We start from the raw sequence: 21,453 nt of genomic DNA on the forward strand, positions 1-21,453 counted from the left end.
TTTCCGGGAACGCGCGCAGCTTTTCCCGGAGAATTGGGCAAGGACAAATCCCCGCCGCGCTGAAGCGCCGCAGTCGCAAAACCGCAAACAAAGCTTGAAATACTGTCCGGCGCTTGCCCAGATAGGGTTGACGCAGGACGATGATGATCAAGACGCCGCCGCAGATCGAGATCCCCTTTGTCGGACGATGGCACTATTCGCGTGCCGAGATGATCGCCGACGGCATCGTCCATGCCGTCGGCATCGTGCTGGCGATCGCGGCCGGTTCGGCGTTGCTGGCGCTGGCCGCCTTCCGGGTCGGACCGGGTGAATACATCGCCGCCGCTTTCTATGTCGTGTCGCTGCTCACCGTGCTCTCGGTGTCGCTGACCTACAATCTATGGCCGGTGACTTCGCCGGTGAAATGGATTTTGCGGCGTTTCGACCACGCTGCGATCTATCTGCTCATCGCCGCCACCTACACGCCCTTTCTCGCGCAGCTCGACGGCTCGGCGCTGGCCGGCTGGATGATCGTCCTGGTCTGGACCGCGGCCATTATCGGCATCGCCATAAAGGTGTTTTTCCCCGGCCGCTTCGACCGGCTGGCGATCGTCTTCTATCTCGCCATCGGCTGGAGCGGCATCGTCCTGGTCGAGCCGCTCGTCGCTACCTTGCCGACGACGGCGATCGTGCTCATCGTCGCCGGCGGTGTCGTCTATTCCTGCGGCGTGATCTTCTTCGCCTGGAAGGGGCTGCGCTTCCACAACGCGCTGTGGCATGGTTTCGTGGTCACCGGCGCAGGCCTGCATCTGGCGGCGATGGTCGATTGCCTGGTCATCAACCGGCTCTGATACTGCTCGCGGCAATATTGCCAAGCACCATTCAATTTGGTCACAATTCCGTTTAGAGTCGCCGGCGACGTGATCGGCGGCAGCGGCATCGGAAACGGGGCACGGATGGCTTTTCTAAGATCCTTCGGCATAGGCAGGCGCTCCGACGTGCTGATCTACGACCCACACAAATTGTCGAGCCCGCAGGTCTTCCTGCTGACCATGGTCATCTTCCTGGCCATCGTCGCCTTCATCGCAGCGATCCTGACACGGCAGATCTCGACCGCCTTCGTCACCAATCCGGGGCTCAACGGCCTGATCATCGGCGTGCTTGCCGTCGGCATCCTTTTGGCCTTCGTCCAGGTCGGGCGGCTGTTTCGCGAAGTGCGCTGGGTCAACTCCTTCCGCGCCGGTTCCGAGATCACCGAACCGGTGCTGCTGGCGCCGATGAAGGCGATGATCGGCCGCTCGTCGAGCATGGCGTTTTCGACCAGCTCGATGCGCACCATGCTCGACTCCATCGCCACGCGGCTCGATGAAAGCCGCGACACCTCGCGCTACCTCGTCGGCCTCCTGGTGTTCCTTGGCCTGCTCGGCACCTTCTGGGGCCTGCTGAACACGATCGGCTCCATCCGCGAGACCATCGAGTCGCTCGATCCCGGCACGGGCGATGCCGCCGCTGTGCTGGATTCGCTGAAGCAAGGGCTGTCGGCGCCGCTCGCCGGCATGGGCACGGCCTTCTCGTCCTCGCTGTTCGGCCTGTCCGGCTCGCTCGTTCTCGGTTTCCTCGACCTGCAGGCCGGCCGCGCGCAGACGCGCTTCTACACCGAGCTGGAGAACTGGCTGTCCTCGGTCACCGACCTGTCGTCCGACATCGTCGTCTCCGACGCGGTCCGGACCGAGCCTTCCGATGAAATCCGCCTGCTGTCGGAGCGGCTGCGCAGCATGCAGGAGAATGGCGGCGGCTCCAATCCGCGCGTCGCCACCGCCATGGCCAATCTCGCCGACGGCATTTCCGGCCTGGTCAAGAACATGCGCTCCGAGCAGCAGATCATGCGCGACTGGGTCGAAGCACAGTCGGATGAACAAAAGGCGATGCGCAACACGCTGGAAAAGATCGCCGACGCCCTGAAGAAGACCGGGGTGCACTAGCATGGCGCTCGCCAGGAGCCGGCGCGCCGACCGCCGCATCGACTATTGGCCGGGCTTCGTCGACGCGTTGTCGACGCTGCTTCTGGCCATCATGTTCCTGCTCACCGTCTTCGTGCTGGCGCAGTTCCTGCTCGGCCGTGAAATCTCTGGCAAGGACGCCGTTCTGTCGCGCCTCAATTCGCAGATCAACGAACTGACGCAGCTTCTGGCGCTGGAGCGTTCCACGACACAGGACAAGGAGGATTCGCTCGCCAATCTGCAGGCATCGCTGTCGGCGGCCGAAGCGGAGAAGAGCCGGCTCCAGCAGCTGCTGGCGCAAGGTGCGGGCGCCGGCGACGCGGCCAACCAGCGCGCGGCGGCGCTGACGGGCGAGCTCGACAGCCAGCGCCAGATCAGCCAGCAGGCGCTGAGCCAGGTCGAGATCCTCAATCAGCAGATCGCGGCGTTGCGCAAGCAGATCGGCGCGCTCGAGGACGCGCTCAACGTCTCCGAGGCCCGCGACCGGGATTCCAACACCAAGATCGCCGACCTTGGCCGTCGCCTCAACGTGGCGCTGGCGCAGCGCGTGCAGGAACTCAACCGCTACCGCTCCGACTTCTTCGGCCGCCTGCGCGAGATCCTCGCCGACCGCGAGAACATCCGCATCGTCGGCGACCGCTTCGTCTTCCAGTCGGAAGTGTTGTTTCCGACCGGCTCGGAGGTGATCAACGATGCCGGCAAGGTCGAGATGAAGAAACTTGCCGACGCCATCATCGAGTTGCAGAAGGAGATCCCGCCGGAGATCAACTGGGTGCTGCGCGTCGATGGCCATACCGACAACAAGCCGTTGTCCGGCACCGGTCGGTATCGCGACAATTGGGAGCTGTCGACGGCGCGCTCCACTTCCGTGGTGAAGTTCCTGATCGAGAACGGCGTGCCGGCCAACCGGCTGGTCGCCGCCGGCTTCGGCGAGTTCCAGCCGCTCGATCCCGCCGACACCGAAGAGGCGCGCAACAAGAACCGCCGGATCGAACTGAAGCTCACCGAACGGTGATCCATCATCACGCGATCTCACGCGAATTTGTTCGCCGGCTCAACTATAGGGCGCAGTTGTGCACCGGCAAGGCCTGAAAAGATTATCTTTTTTTAATTACACTTCGCCGCAAAGCGCTCCTAGCGTGCTGCGCAGGGCCGAGAACCGCCGGCGATGCCTCCCATCGCGACGCGACGGAACTGGACGGCCCGCATCGTCCGGAAGCGGAACGGCAGAGCCGTTCTTTTCCGCAGCAAAAGGAGGCGCCGTCATGCGCTCTTCAGCATCTCTCAAGACTGCAACCCTTGCCGCGATTCTTGTCGCCGCCCCGCTTGCCGGCGCCTACGCCGCGGGTCACCACAAGGGCGCGCTCGACGCGACCGACCCAACCGACATGACCGGCCCGCGTGTCGAGGCTCTCATTGAACAGGTTCAAGGCGTGCATCAGGGCATAATCACCGCCAGACAGGCCAACAACATCACCCCGGCCGCGGCGGAGCGCCTGGAGATGCGCACCGCTCGCATAGGTCAGGCGGCGGAGAAGATAGCCTCGTCGGATCACGGCAGGATACCGGCCGCACAATATCATGACCTGCTGCGCCGTCTCGACAATGTCGACCAGCGGCTGAGGGTCGACATCGGTAGCGGTTTCCTGATGGGCGACGGCGCCGACGGCGGGAACTATCCGAACGGCTGAGGCCATTCTGATCGCGGCCCAAAAGGAAGGGACCACCTGGCGTCTACGGGACCCAATCCCGCAGGCGCCTCTTTTCCTCACCAGCCGAGCCAGACCGCTACCAAGGCAGCCGCTGCCGGCGCGGCCTGCACGAACAGGATCTTGCGACCGACCGTTGCCGCCCCGTAGAGCCCGGCAACGGCCACGCAGAGCAGGAAGAAAACCTTGACCTGGAAACCGGCCGTGCCGAGGTAGAGGGCCCAGATCAGGCCGGCGGCGAGAAAGCCGTTATAGAGACCCTGATTGGCGGCAAGCACCTTCGAGGCGCTGGCGAATTCCGGCGTCAGCCGGAATGCCTTGTGCCCGCGCGGCGTGTCCCAGAGCACCATCTCCAGATAGACGATATAGACATGGATCAAGGCCACCAGCCCGACCAGGATGTTGCCGATCATCGTATTCCCTCGTGATGTATCGTCGGGCAGCATTTCACGCGTCGGCTCGCCAGCGCAAGGTGCATCTGCCGGATGGCGCGTGAGGGTTGCAAACGCTCCGGCGTTGGTATCTTTTCGCCCCTTCCTCAATCACGGAAGCCGCCATGTCCTTTCAAAAACTCGATGACCTCGGCCACAAGCTCGAAGCCCTGGAGCACGCGCTGGCCATCCTCGGCGCCGATGAAGCGACCCACATGGCCGTCGGTGGCGGCGAGAAGCGCGCCGAGGCCATGGCGGCACTTGCCGGCATGTACCACACCAGGGCGACCGCGCCGGAAATAGCGGACTGGATCGCCGCCGCCGAAGGCGAGGCGCTTGACGATGAACAGCGGGCGGCGCTGGCCGAACTGCGGCGGCAATACACCAACCTGACCTGCCTGCCGGTCGAATTCGTCGAACGCCAGACGACCGCCCGCATGCGCTGCGAGCAGCTGTGGCGCGACCTGCGGGCCAAGAACGACTGGGCGGGCTTCCTGCCGGCGCTTGAAGGCGTGGTGGCGCTGGTGCGCGAAGAGGCGGCCCTGCGCGCCGACATCCTCGGCCTCGCCCCCTACGACGCGCTGATGGAGCAATACGACCCCGGCAACCGCGCCGCGGATATCACGCCTGTCTTCACCCAGCTGAAGACATTTCTCAGGGGTTTCGTGCCGGAAGCATTGGCGGTGCAGGAAGCGCGGCTGCGCAAGCGCCCTCTCAAGCCGCTTTCGGGAACCTATGCGGTCGACAGGCAGCGCGAACTCGGCCTTGCCATGATGGCGGCGGTCGGCTTCGACCTGACGCACGGCTCGCTGTCGGTGTCGCACCATCCGTTCTGTGGCGGTGTGCCGAGCGACGTGCGCATCACCACCCGCTACAAGACGTCCGATTTCCTGTCGGCGCTGATGGGCGTGCTGCACGAGACCGGTCATGCACTCTACGAGCAGAACCTGCCGAAGGCCTGGTCGCACTGGCCGCTCGGCAAGGCGCGCGGCATGGCCGTGCATGAAAGCCAGAGCCTGTTCGTTGAAAAGCAGATCGGGCGCAATCCCGCCTTCTGGCGTTGGGCATTGCCGGTCGTGGAAAAACATCTCGGCGAAATCTGGTCGCTCGACGACATCCTGCCGCATGTCCACCATGTCGAGCGCGGCCTGATCCGTGTCGATGCCGACGAGGTGACGTACCCGCTGCATGTCATCCTGCGCTACGAACTGGAGCAGGAGCTCGTCTCCGGCAGGATTGAGGTGGCCGAGCTGCCCGAGGCCTGGGATGCCAGGATGCGCGACTATCTCGGCCTTTCAACGATCGACAACCCCGCGGATGGGCCGATGCAGGACGTGCATTGGCCTGCTGCCGCCTTTGGCTACTTTCCCTCCTACACGCTGGGCGCGATGATGGCGGCGCAGCAATGGGCGGCGCTGACGCGGGAGCATCCGTCGGCCGATGACGATCTTGCCAAGGGGAATTTCGGTGCCATCAACGATTGGCGCCGCAAGAACATATGGTCGCAGGGATCGCGCTGGTCGACGCCCGATCTGCTCGAACGCGCCACCGGTGAAAAGCTCAATGCCGTCTATTTCACCGACCACCTGCGCAAACGGTATGGAACCGCGTGAGCACGCCCAGCGTAGCCGCTACTCAGCCGCGCCCCTGAAGGCGCTGGCGCCGGTCTCGAACTGCAGCTTGGCCAGCCGGGCATAGATGCCGCCCTTGGTCACCAGGCTTTGATGCGTGCCTTCCTCGACGATGCGGCCGCCATCCATCACCAGGATGCGGTCGGCCTTCAGCACCGTCGCCAGGCGGTGCGCGATGACGATCGTGGTGCGGCCCCGCATCAGCCGCTCCAGCGCCATTTGCACCAGCGTCTCGCTTTCGGCGTCGAGTGCCGAGGTCGCCTCGTCGAGCAACAGGATCGGCGCGTCGCGCAGGATGGCGCGCGCGATCGCCACCCGCTGGCGTTGCCCACCCGACAGCGTCACGCCGCGCTCGCCGACCTGGCTGTCATAGCCCTTTTCCAGCCTGAGGATGAATTCGTCGGCAAGCGCGTCCTTTGCCGCCGCTTCGATCTCTGACTCGCTGGCGCCCGGCCGGCCGAAGCCGATATTGTCGCGCGCGCTGGCCGCGAAGATGGTGACGTCCTGCGGCACGATGGCGATGCGCTGCCGGATCGAAAGGGGGTCGGCTTCGCGGATGTCGACGCCGTCGATCAGGATCCTGCCGGTCTCCGGATCGTAGAAGCGCAGGATCAGCGAGAACACCGTGCTCTTGCCCGCTCCCGAGGGACCGACGATCGCCACCGTCTCGCCAGGCTTGACCGAGAAGCTCAGGCCGTGGACGGCGGCGCGGTCGGGCCGGGCCGGGTAGGAGAAGGACACGGCCTCGAAGCTGATCGCTCCCTTGCTCGCCACCGGCAGCGGCCTGGGATTGGCAGGCGCCACGATCGCCGGCTCCTCGGCCAGGATTTCCGTCAGCCGTTCGGCGGCACCTGCTGCCTGGGCCAATTCGCCCCAGACCTCCGATAGCGCGCCGAGCGCACCGGCGGCGAATACCGAATAGAGCAGGAACTGGCCGAGCGTGCCCGGCGACAGATTGCCGTCGAGCACGTCGCGCGAGCCGAACCACAGCACCGCCACGACCGAGGAGAAAATCGTGAAGATGGCGAAGAAGGTGAGGAACGAGCGCGCGAAGATCGAGGCGCGCGCGGCCTCGAAGGCGGCCTCCACCGCACCCGAAAAACGCCCGGTGACCAGCGTCTCATTGGTGAAGGCCTGCAATGTGCGCACCGCGCCGATCTGCTCGCTGGCATAGGCGGTGGCATCGGCCAGCGTGTCCTGCGCCTGTCTTGACTTGCGCCGCACCGAGCGGCCGAAGGCGACCAGCGGCAGCACGATGATTGGAATGGCTGCGATGACCAGCCCGGACAGTTTCGGGCTGGTGAAAACCATCATCGCGACCGCGCCGAGGCCAAGGATGACATTGCGCAGCGCCACCGAAGCGGTCGCCCCGACCGCCGATTTGACCTGCGTGGTGTCGGCGGCGAGCCGCGACACGATCTCGCCCGACTGGGCAGTGTCGAAGAAGGCCGGCGACAGTTTCGTCACATGGGCAAAGACATCGCGCCTGATATCGGCGACGACGCGCTCGCCGAGCGTGATGACGAAATAGTAGCGGCCCGCCGATGCCGCCGCCAGCAGCGCGGCCATCGCCACCAGCGCGGCGAAATATTCGGCGATGAAGGAGGAACCGGACGGCGTGAAACCATGATCGATCATGCGCCGTACCGCCAGCGGCAGCGCCAGCGTCGTCACCGCCGCGACGATCAGCGAGATGACGGCGCCCGCCACCAATGTGCGGTAGCGGCCGATGTAGGGAAACAGGCGCCTGAGCGGCTTGAGCGAGCGCCGGCGCTCGTCTGCGCTGCTGGTTTGCGCCATCCTGGTCTTTCCTCTTGGCCGCCTTCAGCTATGCGCCTCAATATGCGCTTGCCGCGGCCTTGTGATTCAATTCCGGCTGATGTATAGGCTCGCCGACCGTTTTAGAAGCCGTGGCTCCTCAATAGCTGCGGCTTCGAGTTTTAAAAAGGGGCGCATCGACGCAGGCTTTCAGCCCGTCAGCCGCACCCGGCAAACCAGGAACCGAGCCATGAAGACCGATATCCATCCCGACTACCACACCATCAAGGTCGTCATGACCGACGGCACCGAGTACATGACCCGTTCGACCTGGGGCAAGGAAGGCGATACGATGAACCTCGACATCGACCCGACCACGCACCCGGCCTGGACCGGCGGCCAGCAGACCCTGCTCGACCGCGGCGGCCGCCTGTCGAAGTTCAAGAAGCGCTTCGAAGGTTTCGGCCTCTAGGCCCCATCAGCTTTTCGCTGACCAGAGAACCCGTCCTCGTGGCGGGTTTTTTGTTGGCCAATGCACGTCCCTTCACGCTGGCGCTTGCCTCCACCTCCCCCTTGTCGGTCCCGTGTGGGAGGTCGGACCGAAGGTCGGGTGGGTCGGCGCTGCCCCCACCCCGCTGCTTCGCAGCGACCCTCCCCACGAGGGGAGGGTGAGAGCATCCTATTCCGCAAGCAATTCCCTGAGCGCCATGCGCTTGTAGGCGGCGACCAGCCTGTCGCCCTCCTTCCGCTCGACCGAGATCGCCAGCCGCATGGCGGCCTCGCCCATCTGCCAGACGAGAAACGCCGTCGTCTCCAGCGCGACGGCATCGGCATCGGGCCGCAGGCGTTTGAGCGCCGCAGTGAGAAATTCGGCGTTCGCACGGCTGTCGGCAAGCTCCAGTTCGCGCAGCGCCTTGTCGGCCTGCGTGCCCGACCAGATATCGCGCATCACCGGCTCCGCCAGGAACAGGTGGTAATAAATGTCCACCAGTTCCGAGAACGCCCGCCGAAGGCCCTCGGCGTCGCCGACGTCCTTGAGCGCGGCTGAAATGCAGGCCTGGCTTTCGGCGGTGTAGCGCTCGGCCAGCGCCCAGACGATCGCCCGCTTGTCGGGGAAGAACTGGTAGAGCGAGCCGATCGACACCCCAGCCCGCTCCGCCACCTCGCCCATGCGCATGGCATCGCTGCCTTGCTCCGCAATCAGCGCCGAGGCGGCTGCGAGCATGCGCTCGACCCGTTCACGGCTGCGCTGCTGGCTCGGCGCGCGGCGTGGCGTGGCGACCTGTTCCGGTGGGGACGTGGCGGTTTTTTCCATGGCTCTTCAACAGACGCCGGGCGGCAATGCACCCAGAAATGACTTGACTCGCAAAATACGAGGGTTTATCACTTTTTGCAAATATGAGGATTTCTCATGTTTTGAAAGAAGCAGACGGGACAATTGATTTGAAGGCGTCGAACAGGTGCCCGGCCACCCCCCAAAACTTTTCTGCCCATTGCGACTGAAACCGCCGCAACCGGCATCTGGAGCAACTGACATGATCCCGAAATTACTTCCCACCCTCATCTTCATCGCCGCTATCGGCTCGGGCGTTGTTGGCGGCGTGTTCTTCGCCTTTTCCAACTTCGTCATGCCGGCAATGGCTCGCCTGCCTGCTGCGGGCGGTATCGCCGCCATGAACTCGATCAACATCACCGTCATCACGCCGATGTTCATGACCGCCTTGTTCGGCACCGGCCTGATCTGCCTTGTCTTGATCGCCGGCGCCATCATCGGCTGGCAGCAGCCAGGCTCCTTCTGGCTGCTGGCCGGCGCAGTCATCTATCTCGTCGGCAACCCGATCGTGACGATGGTTTTCAACGTGCCGCTCAACGACGCGCTGGCCGCCGTCGATCCGGCGAGCAGCAACGGCGCTGCTGTATGGACCACCTATCTCAGGGACTGGGTGATGTGGAACCACGTGCGCGCCATCACCGCCATCGCCGCGCTGGCATCCTTCTGGTTCGCCGCGCGTTGACGTGTCTCGGTCCGCCGCGTTCGGCATCGCGGCGACCGAGGCGTGTTTATCGGGAGAAGCGCCGTGAACGACCCGTATTCCACCATGGCCTTGGGCATTGCCGCGGGGATCGGCGCGATTTTCGGGCAGAGGCGAGGAAAATGACGTCCGGCTTCTGCGGAAGTCTCAGCTCTTCGCCTTGCGGTCGGAATGACCGAGATCGCGGTCCGGGTCGATGACGTCGCGCACCAGTTGCTTGAGTTTTGCCGCATCCGGAAAGCCGCCGTCGCGCTTGCGGTCCCAGACCAGCACCTCGTTGCACGATATGGTGAAGACGCCGCCGGTGCCGGGCACCAGCGTCACCTCGCCCAGATCGGTGCCGAATGTCGATAGCAGTTCCTGCGCCATCCAGCCGGCACGCAGCAGCCACTGGCACTGCGTGCAATAGGTGATGCGGATGGTGGGCAGCGGTTTTTCGATCATGTCAGGCTTTGCTCACGCAGCGCTGAGCTTGGCCATGGTCTCCTCGTCGACCTCGAAATTGGCGTAGACGCTTTGAACGTCATCGTCGTCCTCGAGCGTGGCGACCAGCTTCATCAGCGACTGGGCGCGTTCTTCATCGACCGGAATATTGTTCTGCGGTTTCCAGATCGGCTTCACCGATTCCGCCTCGCCGAGAGAGGCTTCGAGTGCCTTCGACACCTCGCCGAGGTTTTCGAAGGCGCAATAGATGGTGTGGCCTTCCTCATCCGACTCCACGTCATCGGCGCCGGCTTCGATTGCCGCGTCCATGACCTTGTCGGCGCTGCCGGCCGATGCTGGATAATAGATCTCGCCGACCCGATCCCACATGAACGACACCGAGCCGGTTTCGCCCATCGCCCCACCGGCCTTGGTGAAGGCGGCGCGCACATTCGAAGCCGAGCGGTTGCGATTGTCGGTCAGCGCCTCGACGATTACGGCGACGCCGCCGGGACCGTAGCCCTCGTAACGCACGGCTTCGTAATTTTCGGCGTCGCCCATCGACGCCTTGTTGATGGCGCGCTGGATGTTGTCCTTCGGCATCGACACCGCCTTGGCGTTCTGCACGGCAAGGCGCAGGCGCGGATTCATCGACGGATCGGGGGTCCCGCTCTTGGCCGCGACGGTGATTTCGCGCGCCAGCTTGGAAAACATTTTCGACCGCACCGCGTCCTGACGGCCCTTGCGGTGCATGATGTTCTTGAACTGTGAATGGCCAGCCATGGCACCCCTGTCGTGTTCGGCTAGAGCATCGCGCGGCGAGATGCATGACCCGCCTTCCGCAATGCTCGAATTCAAAATGTCAGAACGTCCCTGCTGCGTCCGAATGGACGTATGGCGCTCTTTGTCGGAATGGCCGGCTTATAGATAAATCGGCTCAATTCGTCCAGCCGCGCCGCGCTTTGCCACGCACGGCAAAAGCCGTGACGGCTGTTCACCCCTCCAGATCCGACTTCAGCCGGTCGATGATACTAAGCGCATGGCCGGCGTACTGGCTGATCCAGCGGTCGTGTATCTGCTTGATCGGCAGCGCATTGAGATTGTTCCAGCGCTCGCGCCCCTCGCGCCGCGCCACGATGAGATCGGCCTCTTCCAGCACTTTGAGATGCAGCATGACGGTGCAGCGGTCGATGTCGGAAAACGCCTCGCACAGCATGCCGGTCGTCTTTGGCGCGTCCTTCAGCAGATCCAGCATCTCGCGCCGGCGCGGATGCGCCAGCGCCTTGAAAACATTGTCGTCTTGCGATCGGCTTGACATGTTATTTTTTTATAACATAAGCTCCTATCAATCAAGGAAGGAACTGTGGATATGTCTCTTGGTTTCAGGGTTTCAGGACGCATCGGCAAACCGGTCGCCGACGTCTTCGACGCGGTCGTCAATCCGAAGAAGCTCAGCTCCTATTTCACCACCATCGGCGGTGCCAGCGCGCCCTTGGTGCCGGGCGCCAATGTCGTGTGGTGGGGCAAGGTGCCGGTCGAAGTAGACGAAATCGTCAGGGACAGCCGCATCGTGCTGCGCTGGGATGCCACCGACGAAGAGGGAAAGCCGGCCTACAAGACCCGCATCGAGATGAATTTCGAGCCGCTCGACGACGGCGGCACCTTCGTCACCATCGCCGAGGCCGGCTGGCACGAGGACGCGGTCGGCCTGAAGAAGTCCTATCTCAATTGCGAGGGCTGGTCGCAGATGCTGGCCTGCATGAAGGCCTATGTCGAACACGGCATCAATTTGCGCGAAGGCTACTACCGCAGCGAGATGAAGGGCGAGCCTGCCAACGAGACCAACATTTGAGCGAAGGGAGGCCTGCCGTGAAAGTAACTCCGTTCCTGATGTTCGAAGGCAAGGCCGAGGAGGCCATGGCCTTCTATTGCGAAACCATCCCGGAGAGCCGTGTCCTCGACCTCACGCGCTACGGTGCAGGCGAGGACGGACTCGAAGGGGCAGTCAAGCTGGCCCGCGCATCCATCGGCGGCACGGAGGTCATGATCTTCAACAGCCCTGTGCACCACGCCTTCACCTTCACGCCGTCGGTCTCGCTCTTCGTCGACTGTTCCACCGAAGAAGAGCTGGAACGCATCGTCGAGGCCCTGTCCAAAAACGGCACGTTTCTGATGCCGACCGGCAATTACGGCTTCAGCCGCCGTTTCGCCTGGCTGAACGACAGGTTCGGCGTTTCCTGGCAGATCAATCTACCGTAGCAGGACCGGGCCAGGCCGAGATCCTGGCTGGGACTGTTCACCGGGGATTTCCCGGGCGCCGCCGATCATCTCGCCAAGGCCGGCGTCGAGCGATGCGACGTCATCGAGCCGCTGGGAGAGGGCTTCCGTGGTTTCTGGATCACCAGCCCCGCCAACATCGTTCACATGGTGCGGGAGCCCGACGCCTGGTGAAGGCGTGTTCGGCAGGGGAGAACGCTATGGAAATCCGCGAGACACCGACGGCCGAAGCCGCCATGTTGATCCGGCGGCCGGTCTCCGACGTTTTCGAGGCCATCGTCGACCCGGAGATCACCACGAAATTCTGGTTCACCCATTCCAGCGGCAGGCTGGACGGCGGCAAGCCGGTTCAATGGGAGTGGCGCATGTATGGCGTCTCGACGACGGTGGTCGCCAGCGAGATCGTCGTCAACGAAAAGATCGTCATGCAATGGAGCGATCCGCCGACCACGGTGATCTGGACCTTCACCGAAATGCCAGGTGACGCGACCTTCCTGGAGGTCCACAATTTCGGCTTTGCCGGCAATGGCGACGAACAGGCGAAACAGGCGGTCGATTCAACCGGCGGCTTCACGCTCGTTCTGGCCGGCGCCAAGGCCTGGCTCGAACAAGGCCTGACACTAGGCCTGATCGGCGACCGTCACCCGAAGGGCGCGCCGGGGAGTTGAACCGGCTCAGGTTCTACGCTTTTCCTGCTCGATCACGTGATGGCGGAGCACACGATTGATTTCGGTCTGGTAACCACCCCCGACGTGTTCCTTGAACCACGATAGCACGTCGGCATCGAGTCTGATTGTCACTGGCTGCTTGAGTGGTCTGTAAAGATGTCCACGACGAGCGTGAATCCAATTCTCCGCCGGAACTTCTGGAATGTCGGAAGTATCAATCTCGCTGTCAGGCAAACCAGCCAGCTTGGCGAGCTGATTGCGCTGCTCCTGACCAAGGTCCTTCTTGCTCATAGCGCCTCCTTTCATGCGCTGTCGCTTTCCGGGCTCCAACAATCCTAACTCGTCCTTCATCTTCGCGATCAGGATATGTGTGGACAACCAGCATGACCACTACGGCATCGATCGTCCCGATAGCGTGCCAACGCTGCTCACCATCTTCAAACCCGTCGAGCACGATGAGATAAAGCGGATCATCGAACACCTTCTGCGCGAGATCGAATCCGATGCCGTGCTTGGCAAGGTTGCGCCTGGCTTTTCAGCATCCCATTCGAATCGCAAAGCAGCACCATCGATTACGACAATGTACGTACAATTTCGTAAAAGTCAACCCGAACTCGGCATTGGCCATGTCGTCAGGCTCAATGCCCGCCGCCGGACTTCGCCTTCTTGCGGTTCCGCGCCAGCATGTTGAGGCCTTCGACGAGCGCCGAAAAACCCATCGCCGCGTAGATATAACCCTTGGGCACATGGTAGCCCATGCCGTCGGCGATCAGCGTCATGCCGATCATCAACAGGAAGCCCAGCGCCAGCATGACGATGCTCGGGTTCTTGGCGATGAAGTTCGCCAGCGGCGTAGCCGCCAGCATCATCGCCGTGACCGCCACGATGACGGCGATGTACATGATGGCGATCTCGTCGGTCATGCCGACGGCGGTAATGATGGAATCGATGGAGAAGACAAGGTCGAGCAGCAGGATCTGGAAAATGGCGCCGGCAAGGCTCATCTGCACGGTCTCGCCCAGCATCGTGTCCTGGTGGTCGTCGGGGTCGACCGTGTGATGGATCTCCTTGGTCGCCTTCCACACCAGGAACAGGCCACCGGCGATCAGGATCAGGTCGCGCCAGGAAAAGCCGTGGCCAAGGGCGGTGAAGACCGGCGCCGTCAGTTGGACGATAATCGAGATGGTGGCGAGCAGCACCAGCCGCATGACGAGCGCCGCCGAGATGCCGAGCCGGCGGGCGCGGGCTCGCTGTGCTTCCGGCAGCTTGTTGGTCAGGATCGAGATGAAGATCAGGTTGTCGATGCCGAGCACGATCTCGAGCACCACCAGGGTCAACAGCGCGACCCAGGCGGTGGGATCGGACACGAAGGCGAAGTGCGGCGCCAGGAACTCGATAAGCTGCATGGAGGTCGTCCCCTCTACGATCTAGAGCAGTGTCGCCGGCAGTTAGGTATTGAGAGCCCCTATATCAATGTCACGTCCAGAAGGACGGCGCCGTTTCCTCGAGCCGCGGCCCGCGGCGAAACGGCGCGATCTTCTCGGTCAGCCCCGTGCGGTCGGAAATATCAACGCCGACGCCGCACAAGGTCGCGGGTCCGGTCGCCGCCTCGAAACGCCCCTTCGGCACTTTCGACAGGAACCGGTTGAGCGGCTCCTCCTTGTCCATGCCGAGCGACGAATCATAATCGCCGCACATGCCCGCGTCGGAAATGTAGCCGGTGCCGCCATTGAGGATATGGTGATCGGCGGTCGGCTGGTGGGTGTGAGTGCCGACCACGAGGCTGGCGCGACCGTCGACGAAATGCGCGAAGCACATTTTTTCGGAGGTCGCCTCGGCGTGGAAGTCGATGACCACGGCATCCGCCTGCTCGCCGAGCGGACAGGCGGCAAGCTCGCGCTCGCCAGCCTGGAAGGGATCGTCGAGCTCGGGATGCATGAACACCCGGCCCATGATGTTGGCGACCAGCACGCGCGCGCCGCTCCTGGCGATGTAGACGCCCGAGCCGCGCCCTGGCGTACCCTTGGGAAAATTGGAGGGGCGCAGGAAGCGCTCTTCGCGCGGCGCGAAGGCGAGCGCATCGCGCTGGTCCCAGACATGGTTGCCGGTGGTGACGACATCGGCGCCGGCCGCGATGGTCTCGCGAAAAATCTCCTCGGTGATGCCGAAGCCGCCGGCCGCGTTTTCGCCGTTGACGATGACGAAATCGAGCTTGAAGTCCGAGATCAGGCCCGGCAATTGCTCCCACACCGCCGTGCGGCCTGTCTTGCCGACCATGTCGCCGAGGAAGAGAAGTCTCATCACGCTTGACCCCGAAAAGTGGCATGACTTTCGGCAAAGATCATGCGTTCCAAAGAACTATCTACAATTCTGGCTCGAACCGGCGCAACCCGCTCTCGGTGAGTATTTCCGGGATGATGACGTCATGGTCCTCATTGGGAACCATCGTCACTTCCTGGCAGTCGAAAGCAATGCCGATCAGCCGGGGCGCATGCCCCTTGTCGACAAGCTTGGCGATCGCACGGTCATAATAGCCCGCGCCGTAACCGATGCGGTGGCCGCGCGCGTCGAAGCCGGCGAGCGGCACCAGCATGACGGAGGGGTCAAGAACTTCGGCCTCCTCATGCGGCCCGACGGTGCCAAATCCCATATCGATCATCGGCGCGCCGCGTACCAATTCGCGAAAGACGATGGTCGTCTTGTCGAGGATCGCCGGAAGGCAGAGCCGTGCGCCCTTTTCGCGCAAGGCGAACATCAGCGGCCGGACATCGACTTCCGAGCGCATTGGCCAGAAGCCGGACACGATTTGGCCTGGCTCGATGGCAAGCTGGTCGCGCGCGGTTTCGGCCATATCGAGCGCGACTTCCACCCGCCAGAATTCATCGAGCGCGTCGCGGCGGCCAAGTGCTTCCTTGCGCAGCTGTTTTTTCAGGTCTTTTGAGGATGCCATGCGCAGACGCTAGAAAAAGCCAGACCTGAATGGACGTTTTGGGAGCGACGTTTTCCATCGCATGATCCACGAAATACGTGGATGTGGCGAATAAGTGACGATCCACACAACCGGTGGAGAAGTCGATCCCGGGTGCCTACAAAGTAGGTGGGCGCCGTGTGAGAAAACCCACGGGTCTTCCCAGGGACAGCTCCCTAAGGATCGTTAAGGCCCCGGGGAAAAGTGTCTCCTGCCGGGAAGCGCAGACCGTCAGCCCCAATATAGGCCGATGCCCTCCCAAGCGCCAGAGACTTGGCGCCAGAGAGTTGGCGCTCTTGCCCTGCCGGCTTCACACTTCGCCGCCGCCAACCCACCCTTGCATGGGCCAAGCCGTCTCCTTACGGTCGTCCGTACTGAACCAAGGAGCAAAAATGCGTTTCGAAGGCACGGCGGCCTACGTCGCCGACAAGGATCTGATGGTGGCGGTCAACGCGGCGATCGCGCTGGAACGGCCCTTGCTGGTCAAAGGTGAGCCCGGCACCGGCAAGACGGAGCTTGCCAGGCAAGTGGCGGCGGCACTCGGGCTGGAACTCATGGAATGGCACGTCAAATCGACGACGCGGGCGCAGCAAGGCCTCTACGAGTACGATGCAGTGTCGCGGCTGCGCGACAGCCAACTTGGCGATACCAGGTTCAACGATATCAAGAACTACATCAAGCGCGGCAAATTGTGGGAAGCCTTCGCCGCCGGCAAGAAGGTTGTGCTTCTGATCGACGAGATCGACAAGGCCGATATCGAATTTCCCAACGACCTCTTGCAGGAACTCGACCGGATGGAGTTCTTCGTCTACGAGACCGGCGAGACGATCCGCGCCGCGGTGAGGCCGATCGTCATCATCACCTCCAACAACGAGAAGGAACTGCCCGACGCCTTCCTGCGTCGCTGCTTTTTCCACTACATCCGCTTTCCCGACGTCGAGACGCTGCACAGGATCGTCGATGTGCATTATCCCGGCATCAAGCAGAATCTGGTGCGGGCGGCGCTCACTCAGTTCTACGAAATCCGCGACGTGCCGGGACTGAAGAAGAAGCCGTCGACCTCCGAGGCGCTCGACTGGATAAGGCTGCTGGTCGCCGACGACATCGCGCCCGAGGATCTGCGCGCCGACCCGAAGAACGCGCTGCCCAAGCTGCATGGCGCACTGCTGAAGAACGAGCAGGACGTGCATCTGTTCGAACGGCTGGCCTTCATGGCGAGACGGCAAGGGTGACGAGCGGCTCGGCGTCCTGAGGCCGAGCCGCAAGGCATTGCTAGGAGCGCACCTTGCCAGCACCCTGCGCAGGACGCCCGCTTCGCTGCTGCGGCGCGACATGTTTTGGACCGAAGATAGCAAAGCTGATGACGGCAAGAGCCAGAACGCCGATCCCGCTATAGAGCATGACCCAGCCAAAACCGTTGACCAGGGAGGCATGAACGATGGCGCCCGTCGGGTCGAGGGTCGCAAGCTTGGGCGAGTATTGCGCCAGGCCGTCGAGATTGCCGGCTGCGATCTTCTCCGCCAGGGCGCGCAGTTCGTTCGGGTCGATAGCCGTGCCGAATGCGTTGCGCAGATAAGAAACGATCCCTTGCGTCAGCAGCAGTCCCAGCACCGCGATGTTGATGGCAAGGGTGATCAGCCGCGCACTGATATCGATGCCGGACGCCATGCCGGCACGATCGGGTGACACCGAGCCGGTCGTGGTGTTGGTGGTCGGCGAATTGGTCAGGCCGATGCCGATGCCGGCGATCAGCGTGCCGGGCAGCATGGCCAGCCAGTTGCCCTCGAGCCCGGAACCTATCCACATGGCGATGAAACCGACCCCCAATGTCAACAAGCCGAGCGGGATCGCCACCCGCGCCTGATAGCGTGCCCGCAGGCGCTCGGCGATCGACGGCATCAGCATGAAAGGGAGCGTGTAGACGAGCAGCAACAGCCCGGTCGTGGTGCTGTCGTAACCAAGGACCCCCGAAAAATAGATCGGCAGATAGATGATGAACGGCCAGTAGCTGAAATTCATGCCGATGCCGCCCATGATCGCTCCCGAGAATTGGCGGATGCGGAAAACGGAGAAATCGAACATCGGATAGGGATTGATCTTCTCGGCTACGAGGAACGCGACGAAGGCCAGCACGGCCGCGCTTGCCACGCCGATGCGCGCGCCAGCGCCCAGATCGGCCCCTTGCGTGATCAGATAGGAGAAGCCGAACACCGCGAACGACAGTGTCAGTATGCCGGCCCGGTCAAGCTTCTGCGCGTTGCGATCGCGCGATTCGGTGACACCGGCGCCGATGAAAGCCAAGGCAAGAACGCCAAGCGGCACATGGATGAGGAACACCCATTGCCAACTCGACAGCGTCACAATCAATCCGCCAATGGCGGGGCCGAAGCCAAGGCCGATGCCCGAGACGACGCTCCAGGCGACGAAGGCCTTGCCGCGTTCACTGCCGTCTTGAAACTGGTGGGACAACACCGCCACGCTGCAGGTAAACATCGCTCCGCCCGCCAGGCCCTGAAGAAACCGGGCGATGATCAGCAGCGGAGCGCTCGTTGCGAGACCGCATAGCAGGGAGGCGAGGCCAAAGGCGACGGTGGTGCCCACCATCACGCGTTTGCGGCCGAGACGGTCGGCCAATGTCCCCGTCGCCATCAACACCGTGGTGCAGGCAATGGTGTAGGCATTCATGATCCATTGCAGATCCTTGAAATCAGCGCCAAGCACGGTTTCCAGTTTCGGCAGGATCACCGGGACGCTGGAGATTTCGAGGCCGAACAGCAGCGAGGCGAGGCAGACCCCCGCAAGAGCAACGGTGTTTCGGTCGATTGGAAACGTCATGTCGGTCACTTTCAGTCGGAGCATTCGGAAGTGGCTGCGAGCGTCGCTCTTCACACAGCGGTCGACATGACTTAAATGACCCCCCATCATGAAAAAAGACTATGCGTTTCTATTTCAGAAATGACAAAATGGAATGATTAGAGATGACCAGTCTTGACGTCGATGCCGTGCGGACCTTCGTCATGGTGGCCGACCTGCAGAGCTTCACGCGTGCGGCTGCCGCGCTGGGCAGCACCCAGGCGACGATCAGCGTTAAGCTGCGTCGGCTGGAAGAGAAGCTCGGCGCGCGTCTGATCGAACGAACGCCGCGCCGCGTGGCCCTCTCGGCAAGGGGAGCGGCTTTTCTCCCGGCGGCGCGTGAATTCCTTGCCGCCCACGAACGAGCCGTTACGGAATTTTCCGACGCGCCGTGTCGGCTTGCTCTCGGCTTTGTCGATCACGTCGCCGGGCCTGAGCTGTCCATATTGATAGCCCAGTTGCATGCCCATGATCCGTCGCTCGCGCTCAACATCAGGATCGATACGAGCTCCATGCTGGAGGAGGCTTTCGATCGCGGTGAGCTCGATGCGGTGATTGTCCATCAGGAAGACGACAGCCGCCGCGGCGAAGCCTTGTCGCGCACTCAATATGGCTGGTTCGCCGCCCCGGCCTTCGAATGGCGGCCGGGAACGCCATTGCGCCTGGCGCTGCTAAGCACCGTATGCAATTGCCCTGACCGCGTGAGAGCTGTCGAGACGCTGGATAAGGCAGGCATTGCCTGGAACGAGGCTTTCGTGGGCGGCGGCGGCGCAGCCGTCAATATCGCGGTGTCGGCCGGCTTCGCCGTCGCTGCGCTCGCCTACCGTGTCGCGCCGCCCGGCCTGGTCGAGGTGGGCCGCAAACTCGGCCTGCCGCCAATTCCCCCTTCCGAGATCGTTTTGCATTCGCACGGCTTGGCGCCAAGGGCACGAGAGGCGCTGCACATGCTCGCGACCGCTTTTCGCGAGTATAATTCGCCGGCGGGATAGCCAAGGGTGTTCCTGATCCCGATTCTGTTGGTATGGATTGGGTTCCAGACTTCAGAGGGAACGAAATGGCCGAGATCACTATCCGCCCGCTCACAGAATCCGACCACGCCGACTGGCGCCGGCTTTGGACCGCTTACCTTGCTTTCTACGAGACGAAGCTGCCCCAAGAGGTCTACGAGGTCACCTGGAAGCGCCTGTTCACGCAAGGCGAGTTCGAACCGAAGGGCTTTATCGCCGTCCTCGACGGCAAGGCTGTCGGCCTCACCCATTACCTGTACCATCGCTCTTGCTGGTCCGAGAAGAACAACTGCTACTTGCAGGATCTGTTCGCCGACCCCGAAGTGCGCGGCAAGGGGATTGGCGCTGCGCTGATCGAAGCCGTGAAGCAGGAAGCCGGCAAGATCGGCGTCAGGAACGTCTACTGGATGACGCACGAAACCAACACCACGGCGCGCAAGCTCTATGACTATGTCGCGCGCCGCACCGGCTTCATCGAATATGATCTTCTATAGATAGAAAATGTTCATCCCCTTGTTCCTCGAACTGAAGGCAGCGCGCGTTCCCGTTTCGCTCAGGGAATACCTGTTGCTGCTGGAGGGGTTGGAAGCCGGGCTGGTCGACTACGACGTCGAAGGTTTTTACTACCTCGCTCGCGCCGCGCTGGTGAAGGACGAACGCCATATCGACCGCTTCGACCAGGTGTTCGCGCATATCTTCAAGGGTGTGGAGGCGCTCAGCGGTCCGAATGCCGTCAACGTCGCTGATATCCCCGAGGAATGGCTGCGCCGGCTGGCCGAAAAGCACCTGACCGAGGAGGAGAAAAAGCTGGTCGCGGCGCTCGGCGGTTTCGAGAAGCTGATGGAGACGCTGAAGCAGCGGCTCGAGGAACAGAAAGGCCGCCACCAAGGCGGCTCGAAATGGATCGGCACTGGCGGCACCTCGCCTTTCGGCGCTTATGGCTACAATCCCGAAGGCGTGCGCATCGGCCAGCATGAGAGCCGCAACCGCCGGGCCGTGAAGGTCTGGGACAGGCGCGAGTTCGGGAATTTCGACGACGCCGTCGAGCTCGGCACCCGCAACATCAAGATCGCGCTGAAGCGGCTGCGCCGCTGGGTGCGTGAAGGCGCCGAGGAGGAGTTCGACCTGCCCGGCACCATCCACGCCACCGCCGAGCACGGTTATCTCGACGTCAAGACGCGGCCAGAGCGGCGCAACGCGGTGAAGCTTTTGATGTTCTTCGATGTCGGCGGCTCGATGGACGACCACATCAGAAGCGTCGAGGAATTGTTCTCGGCCGCCCGCGCCGAATTCCGCCAGCTCGAATATTTTTATTTCCACAACTGCCTCTACGAGGGCGTGTGGAAGGACAATCGCCGCCGCCATGCCGAGACGATCCCGACCTTCGATCTCCTCCACAAATATGGGCCTGACTACAAGGTGATCGTGGTCGGCGATGCCTCGATGAGCCCTTACGAGATCGCGCATCCCGGTGGCTCGGTCGAGCACTGGAACCCGGAGGCGGGCGCCGTCTGGCTCGGCCGTCTGCTGCGGCAGTGGCCGAACGCGGTATGGCTGAACCCCGAGAGCCAGAAGAACTGGGGGTTCACCCATTCGATCGCTATGATCCGCGACATGTTCGGCGGCCGCATGTTTCCGCTGACGCTCGCCGGACTGGAAAGCGCCACCAAGCAATTGTCGCGCAAGCATTGAGCCGGGAAAATGACGGGAGGTTCC

General features: G+C 62.8%; 27 protein-coding genes and 1 other RNA gene. 15 read left to right on the forward strand and 13 right to left on the reverse strand.

The genetic code is table 11. The features are described 5' to 3' along the window. Positions 1 to 143 precede the first annotated feature (143 nt). From FJ942_RS25975 to FJ942_RS25990, 4 genes are all read left to right on the forward strand, one after another. Positions 144 to 830 (forward strand): hemolysin III family protein, encoded by a 687-nt coding sequence (locus FJ942_RS25975; protein ID WP_140493526.1) that lies wholly within the window; start codon positions 144 to 146, stop codon positions 828 to 830. Positions 831 to 935: 105 nt separating this feature from the next. Further along, entirely contained in the window at positions 936 to 1,961 is a 1,026-nt protein-coding gene (locus tag FJ942_RS25980; RefSeq protein WP_140554912.1) for a MotA/TolQ/ExbB proton channel family protein, read from the forward strand. Position 1,962: 1 nt separating this feature from the next. Continuing rightward, complete coding sequence (locus FJ942_RS25985; protein ID WP_140493164.1) at positions 1,963 to 2,994, forward strand: peptidoglycan -binding protein; 1,032 nt, start codon at positions 1,963 to 1,965, stop codon at positions 2,992 to 2,994. Between the two features lie 250 nt (positions 2,995 to 3,244). Continuing rightward, entirely contained in the window at positions 3,245 to 3,670 is a 426-nt protein-coding gene (locus FJ942_RS25990) for a hypothetical protein (RefSeq protein ID WP_140493161.1), read from the forward strand. 77 nt (positions 3,671 to 3,747) lie between these two features. On the opposite strand, the gene FJ942_RS25995 is transcribed toward FJ942_RS25990, so the two are convergent. Continuing rightward, entirely contained in the window at positions 3,748 to 4,101 is a 354-nt protein-coding gene (locus tag FJ942_RS25995; protein ID WP_140493158.1) for a DUF1304 domain-containing protein, read from the reverse strand. Positions 4,102 to 4,244: 143 nt separating this feature from the next. On the opposite strand from FJ942_RS25995, the gene FJ942_RS26000 reads away from it, so the two are divergent. Further along, positions 4,245 to 5,732 (forward strand): carboxypeptidase M32, encoded by a 1,488-nt coding sequence (locus FJ942_RS26000; protein ID WP_140899393.1) that lies wholly within the window; start codon positions 4,245 to 4,247, stop codon positions 5,730 to 5,732. Between the two features lie 18 nt (positions 5,733 to 5,750). Here FJ942_RS26000 and FJ942_RS26005 read toward each other — a convergent pair whose 3' ends face one another. Then, positions 5,751 to 7,550, reverse strand: coding sequence for an ABC transporter transmembrane domain-containing protein (locus FJ942_RS26005; RefSeq protein WP_140899396.1), 1,800 nt, complete (start codon positions 7,548 to 7,550; stop codon positions 5,751 to 5,753). A 208-nt stretch (positions 7,551 to 7,758) separates the two neighbouring features. Between FJ942_RS26005 and rpmE the strand changes: the two genes are divergently transcribed. Further along, the gene (gene rpmE, locus FJ942_RS26010; protein WP_006327661.1) at positions 7,759 to 7,980 is read left to right on the forward strand and encodes a 50S ribosomal protein L31; all 222 of its coding nucleotides are present in this window, start codon (positions 7,759 to 7,761) and stop codon (positions 7,978 to 7,980) included. A 207-nt stretch (positions 7,981 to 8,187) separates the two neighbouring features. Here rpmE and FJ942_RS26015 read toward each other — a convergent pair whose 3' ends face one another. Continuing rightward, positions 8,188 to 8,823 carry a TetR/AcrR family transcriptional regulator gene (locus FJ942_RS26015; protein ID WP_140624972.1) on the reverse strand — a complete coding sequence of 212 codons (636 nt, stop codon included), beginning with the start codon at positions 8,821 to 8,823 and terminating at the stop codon, positions 8,188 to 8,190. Between the two features lie 220 nt (positions 8,824 to 9,043). Between FJ942_RS26015 and FJ942_RS26020 the strand changes: the two genes are divergently transcribed. Continuing rightward, the gene (locus tag FJ942_RS26020) at positions 9,044 to 9,523 is read left to right on the forward strand and encodes a DUF1772 domain-containing protein (protein ID WP_140676277.1); all 480 of its coding nucleotides are present in this window, start codon (positions 9,044 to 9,046) and stop codon (positions 9,521 to 9,523) included. Between the two features lie 165 nt (positions 9,524 to 9,688). Here the strand turns inward: FJ942_RS26020 and FJ942_RS26025 are convergent, their stop codons facing one another. The 3 genes from FJ942_RS26025 to FJ942_RS26035 all read right to left on the reverse strand — a co-directional run bounded on the left by FJ942_RS26025 (position 9,689) and on the right by FJ942_RS26035 (position 11,282). After that, positions 9,689 to 9,985, reverse strand: a complete 297-nt coding sequence (locus FJ942_RS26025) for a SelT/SelW/SelH family protein (protein ID WP_140493146.1) — start codon at positions 9,983 to 9,985, stop codon at positions 9,689 to 9,691. Positions 9,986 to 9,997: 12 nt separating this feature from the next. Beyond that, complete coding sequence (locus FJ942_RS26030) at positions 9,998 to 10,747, reverse strand: YebC/PmpR family DNA-binding transcriptional regulator (protein ID WP_140525039.1); 750 nt, start codon at positions 10,745 to 10,747, stop codon at positions 9,998 to 10,000. A 211-nt stretch (positions 10,748 to 10,958) separates the two neighbouring features. Beyond that, positions 10,959 to 11,282: a helix-turn-helix domain-containing protein gene (locus tag FJ942_RS26035; protein ID WP_140525038.1), complete on the reverse strand. Its 324-nt coding sequence runs from the start codon at positions 11,280 to 11,282 to the stop codon at positions 10,959 to 10,961. A gap of 51 nt (positions 11,283 to 11,333) precedes the next feature. Between FJ942_RS26035 and FJ942_RS26040 the strand changes: the two genes are divergently transcribed. The 3 genes from FJ942_RS26040 to FJ942_RS26050 all read left to right on the forward strand — a co-directional run bounded on the left by FJ942_RS26040 (position 11,334) and on the right by FJ942_RS26050 (position 12,909). Beyond that, on the forward strand, positions 11,334 to 11,816 hold the full coding sequence (locus FJ942_RS26040) for an SRPBCC domain-containing protein (RefSeq protein WP_140493137.1): 483 nt from the start codon (positions 11,334 to 11,336) through the stop codon (positions 11,814 to 11,816). 17 nt (positions 11,817 to 11,833) lie between these two features. Continuing rightward, positions 11,834 to 12,223 carry a VOC family protein gene (locus FJ942_RS26045; protein WP_224618075.1) on the forward strand — a complete coding sequence of 130 codons (390 nt, stop codon included), beginning with the start codon at positions 11,834 to 11,836 and terminating at the stop codon, positions 12,221 to 12,223. 218 nt (positions 12,224 to 12,441) lie between these two features. After that, complete coding sequence (locus tag FJ942_RS26050) at positions 12,442 to 12,909, forward strand: SRPBCC family protein (RefSeq protein WP_140554908.1); 468 nt, start codon at positions 12,442 to 12,444, stop codon at positions 12,907 to 12,909. A 6-nt stretch (positions 12,910 to 12,915) separates the two neighbouring features. Here the strand turns inward: FJ942_RS26050 and FJ942_RS26055 are convergent, their stop codons facing one another. Together FJ942_RS26055 and FJ942_RS26060 are read right to left on the reverse strand one after the other, a co-directional pair. Beyond that, positions 12,916 to 13,200: a BrnA antitoxin family protein gene (locus FJ942_RS26055; RefSeq protein WP_140899398.1), complete on the reverse strand. Its 285-nt coding sequence runs from the start codon at positions 13,198 to 13,200 to the stop codon at positions 12,916 to 12,918. Beyond that, positions 13,136 to 13,390, reverse strand: a complete 255-nt coding sequence (locus tag FJ942_RS26060; RefSeq protein WP_246679896.1) for a BrnT family toxin — start codon at positions 13,388 to 13,390, stop codon at positions 13,136 to 13,138. Before FJ942_RS26060 ends, FJ942_RS26055 begins: the two co-directional genes overlap by 65 nt. On the opposite strand from FJ942_RS26060, the gene FJ942_RS28960 reads away from it, so the two are divergent. After that, positions 13,280 to 13,600, forward strand: a complete 321-nt coding sequence (locus tag FJ942_RS28960) for a hypothetical protein (RefSeq protein ID WP_246679898.1) — start codon at positions 13,280 to 13,282, stop codon at positions 13,598 to 13,600. The two genes, FJ942_RS26060 and FJ942_RS28960, sit on opposite strands and share 111 nt — an antisense overlap. Here the strand turns inward: FJ942_RS28960 and FJ942_RS26065 are convergent. The 4 genes from FJ942_RS26065 to ssrS all read right to left on the reverse strand — a co-directional run bounded on the left by FJ942_RS26065 (position 13,548) and on the right by ssrS (position 16,110). After that, positions 13,548 to 14,315 (reverse strand): TerC family protein, encoded by a 768-nt coding sequence (locus FJ942_RS26065; RefSeq protein WP_140899400.1) that lies wholly within the window; start codon positions 14,313 to 14,315, stop codon positions 13,548 to 13,550. The two genes, FJ942_RS28960 and FJ942_RS26065, sit on opposite strands and share 53 nt — an antisense overlap. A 70-nt stretch (positions 14,316 to 14,385) precedes the next feature. Then, positions 14,386 to 15,210 (reverse strand): YmdB family metallophosphoesterase, encoded by an 825-nt coding sequence (locus FJ942_RS26070; RefSeq protein ID WP_140493122.1) that lies wholly within the window; start codon positions 15,208 to 15,210, stop codon positions 14,386 to 14,388. A 61-nt stretch (positions 15,211 to 15,271) separates the two neighbouring features. After that, entirely contained in the window at positions 15,272 to 15,859 is a 588-nt protein-coding gene (locus tag FJ942_RS26075) for a 5-formyltetrahydrofolate cyclo-ligase (RefSeq protein ID WP_140517540.1), read from the reverse strand. 95 nt (positions 15,860 to 15,954) lie between these two features. Further along, positions 15,955 to 16,110, reverse strand: a non-coding RNA gene (gene ssrS, locus FJ942_RS26080) — 6S RNA. A gap of 159 nt (positions 16,111 to 16,269) precedes the next feature. Between ssrS and FJ942_RS26085 the strand changes: the two genes are divergently transcribed. Next, positions 16,270 to 17,109, forward strand: a complete 840-nt coding sequence (locus FJ942_RS26085) for a MoxR family ATPase (protein ID WP_140517539.1) — start codon at positions 16,270 to 16,272, stop codon at positions 17,107 to 17,109. A 40-nt stretch (positions 17,110 to 17,149) separates the two neighbouring features. On the opposite strand, the gene FJ942_RS26090 is transcribed toward FJ942_RS26085, so the two are convergent. Beyond that, positions 17,150 to 18,712, reverse strand: a complete 1,563-nt coding sequence (locus FJ942_RS26090) for an MFS transporter (RefSeq protein ID WP_246679897.1) — start codon at positions 18,710 to 18,712, stop codon at positions 17,150 to 17,152. A 143-nt stretch (positions 18,713 to 18,855) separates the two neighbouring features. Here FJ942_RS26090 and FJ942_RS26095 point away from each other — a divergent pair, with 143 nt between their 5' ends. The 3 genes from FJ942_RS26095 (at position 18,856) to FJ942_RS26105 (ending at position 21,429) form a co-directional block, all read left to right on the forward strand. Beyond that, complete coding sequence (locus tag FJ942_RS26095; RefSeq protein WP_140517537.1) at positions 18,856 to 19,719, forward strand: LysR family transcriptional regulator; 864 nt, start codon at positions 18,856 to 18,858, stop codon at positions 19,717 to 19,719. Between the two features lie 65 nt (positions 19,720 to 19,784). Further along, entirely contained in the window at positions 19,785 to 20,231 is a 447-nt protein-coding gene (locus FJ942_RS26100) for a GNAT family N-acetyltransferase (RefSeq protein WP_140517536.1), read from the forward strand. A gap of 7 nt (positions 20,232 to 20,238) precedes the next feature. Further along, positions 20,239 to 21,429 (forward strand): VWA domain-containing protein, encoded by a 1,191-nt coding sequence (locus FJ942_RS26105; RefSeq protein ID WP_140517535.1) that lies wholly within the window; start codon positions 20,239 to 20,241, stop codon positions 21,427 to 21,429. Positions 21,430 to 21,453 lie beyond the last annotated feature (24 nt).

Origin of the sequence: Mesorhizobium sp. B2-4-2, assembly GCF_006442845.1 — a bacterium.
In the GTDB taxonomy this organism is placed as follows: Bacteria; Pseudomonadota; Alphaproteobacteria; order Rhizobiales; family Rhizobiaceae; genus Mesorhizobium.

Coding starts and splice junctions, on each gene's coding strand:
- FJ942_RS25975 (WP_140493526.1), top strand. CDS start 144: ATGATCAAGACGCCGCCGCAGATCGAGATCCCCTTTGTCGGACGATGG.
- FJ942_RS25985 (WP_140493164.1), top strand. CDS start 1,963: ATGGCGCTCGCCAGGAGCCGGCGCGCCGACCGCCGCATCGACTATTGG.
- FJ942_RS26015 (WP_140624972.1), bottom strand. CDS start 8,823: ATGGAAAAAACCGCCACGTCCCCACCGGAACAGGTCGCCACGCCACGC.
- FJ942_RS26025 (WP_140493146.1), bottom strand. CDS start 9,985: ATGATCGAAAAACCGCTGCCCACCATCCGCATCACCTATTGCACGCAG.
- FJ942_RS26100 (WP_140517536.1), top strand. CDS start 19,785: ATGGCCGAGATCACTATCCGCCCGCTCACAGAATCCGACCACGCCGAC.
- FJ942_RS26095 (WP_140517537.1), top strand. CDS start 18,856: ATGACCAGTCTTGACGTCGATGCCGTGCGGACCTTCGTCATGGTGGCC.
- FJ942_RS26000 (WP_140899393.1), top strand. CDS start 4,245: ATGTCCTTTCAAAAACTCGATGACCTCGGCCACAAGCTCGAAGCCCTG.
- FJ942_RS26050 (WP_140554908.1), top strand. CDS start 12,442: ATGGAAATCCGCGAGACACCGACGGCCGAAGCCGCCATGTTGATCCGG.
- FJ942_RS25990 (WP_140493161.1), top strand. CDS start 3,245: ATGCGCTCTTCAGCATCTCTCAAGACTGCAACCCTTGCCGCGATTCTT.
- FJ942_RS25980 (WP_140554912.1), top strand. CDS start 936: ATGGCTTTTCTAAGATCCTTCGGCATAGGCAGGCGCTCCGACGTGCTG.
- FJ942_RS26105 (WP_140517535.1), top strand. CDS start 20,239: ATGTTCATCCCCTTGTTCCTCGAACTGAAGGCAGCGCGCGTTCCCGTT.
- FJ942_RS26005 (WP_140899396.1), bottom strand. CDS start 7,550: ATGGCGCAAACCAGCAGCGCAGACGAGCGCCGGCGCTCGCTCAAGCCG.
- FJ942_RS26090 (WP_246679897.1), bottom strand. CDS start 18,712: ATGACGTTTCCAATCGACCGAAACACCGTTGCTCTTGCGGGGGTCTGC.
- FJ942_RS26030 (WP_140525039.1), bottom strand. CDS start 10,747: ATGGCTGGCCATTCACAGTTCAAGAACATCATGCACCGCAAGGGCCGT.
- FJ942_RS26040 (WP_140493137.1), top strand. CDS start 11,334: ATGTCTCTTGGTTTCAGGGTTTCAGGACGCATCGGCAAACCGGTCGCC.
- FJ942_RS26075 (WP_140517540.1), bottom strand. CDS start 15,859: ATGGCATCCTCAAAAGACCTGAAAAAACAGCTGCGCAAGGAAGCACTT.
- FJ942_RS26070 (WP_140493122.1), bottom strand. CDS start 15,210: ATGAGACTTCTCTTCCTCGGCGACATGGTCGGCAAGACAGGCCGCACG.
- FJ942_RS26035 (WP_140525038.1), bottom strand. CDS start 11,282: ATGTCAAGCCGATCGCAAGACGACAATGTTTTCAAGGCGCTGGCGCAT.
- FJ942_RS26065 (WP_140899400.1), bottom strand. CDS start 14,315: ATGCAGCTTATCGAGTTCCTGGCGCCGCACTTCGCCTTCGTGTCCGAT.
- rpmE (WP_006327661.1), top strand. CDS start 7,759: ATGAAGACCGATATCCATCCCGACTACCACACCATCAAGGTCGTCATG.
- FJ942_RS26085 (WP_140517539.1), top strand. CDS start 16,270: ATGCGTTTCGAAGGCACGGCGGCCTACGTCGCCGACAAGGATCTGATG.
- FJ942_RS26055 (WP_140899398.1), bottom strand. CDS start 13,200: ATGAGCAAGAAGGACCTTGGTCAGGAGCAGCGCAATCAGCTCGCCAAG.
- FJ942_RS25995 (WP_140493158.1), bottom strand. CDS start 4,101: ATGATCGGCAACATCCTGGTCGGGCTGGTGGCCTTGATCCATGTCTAT.
- FJ942_RS26020 (WP_140676277.1), top strand. CDS start 9,044: ATGATCCCGAAATTACTTCCCACCCTCATCTTCATCGCCGCTATCGGC.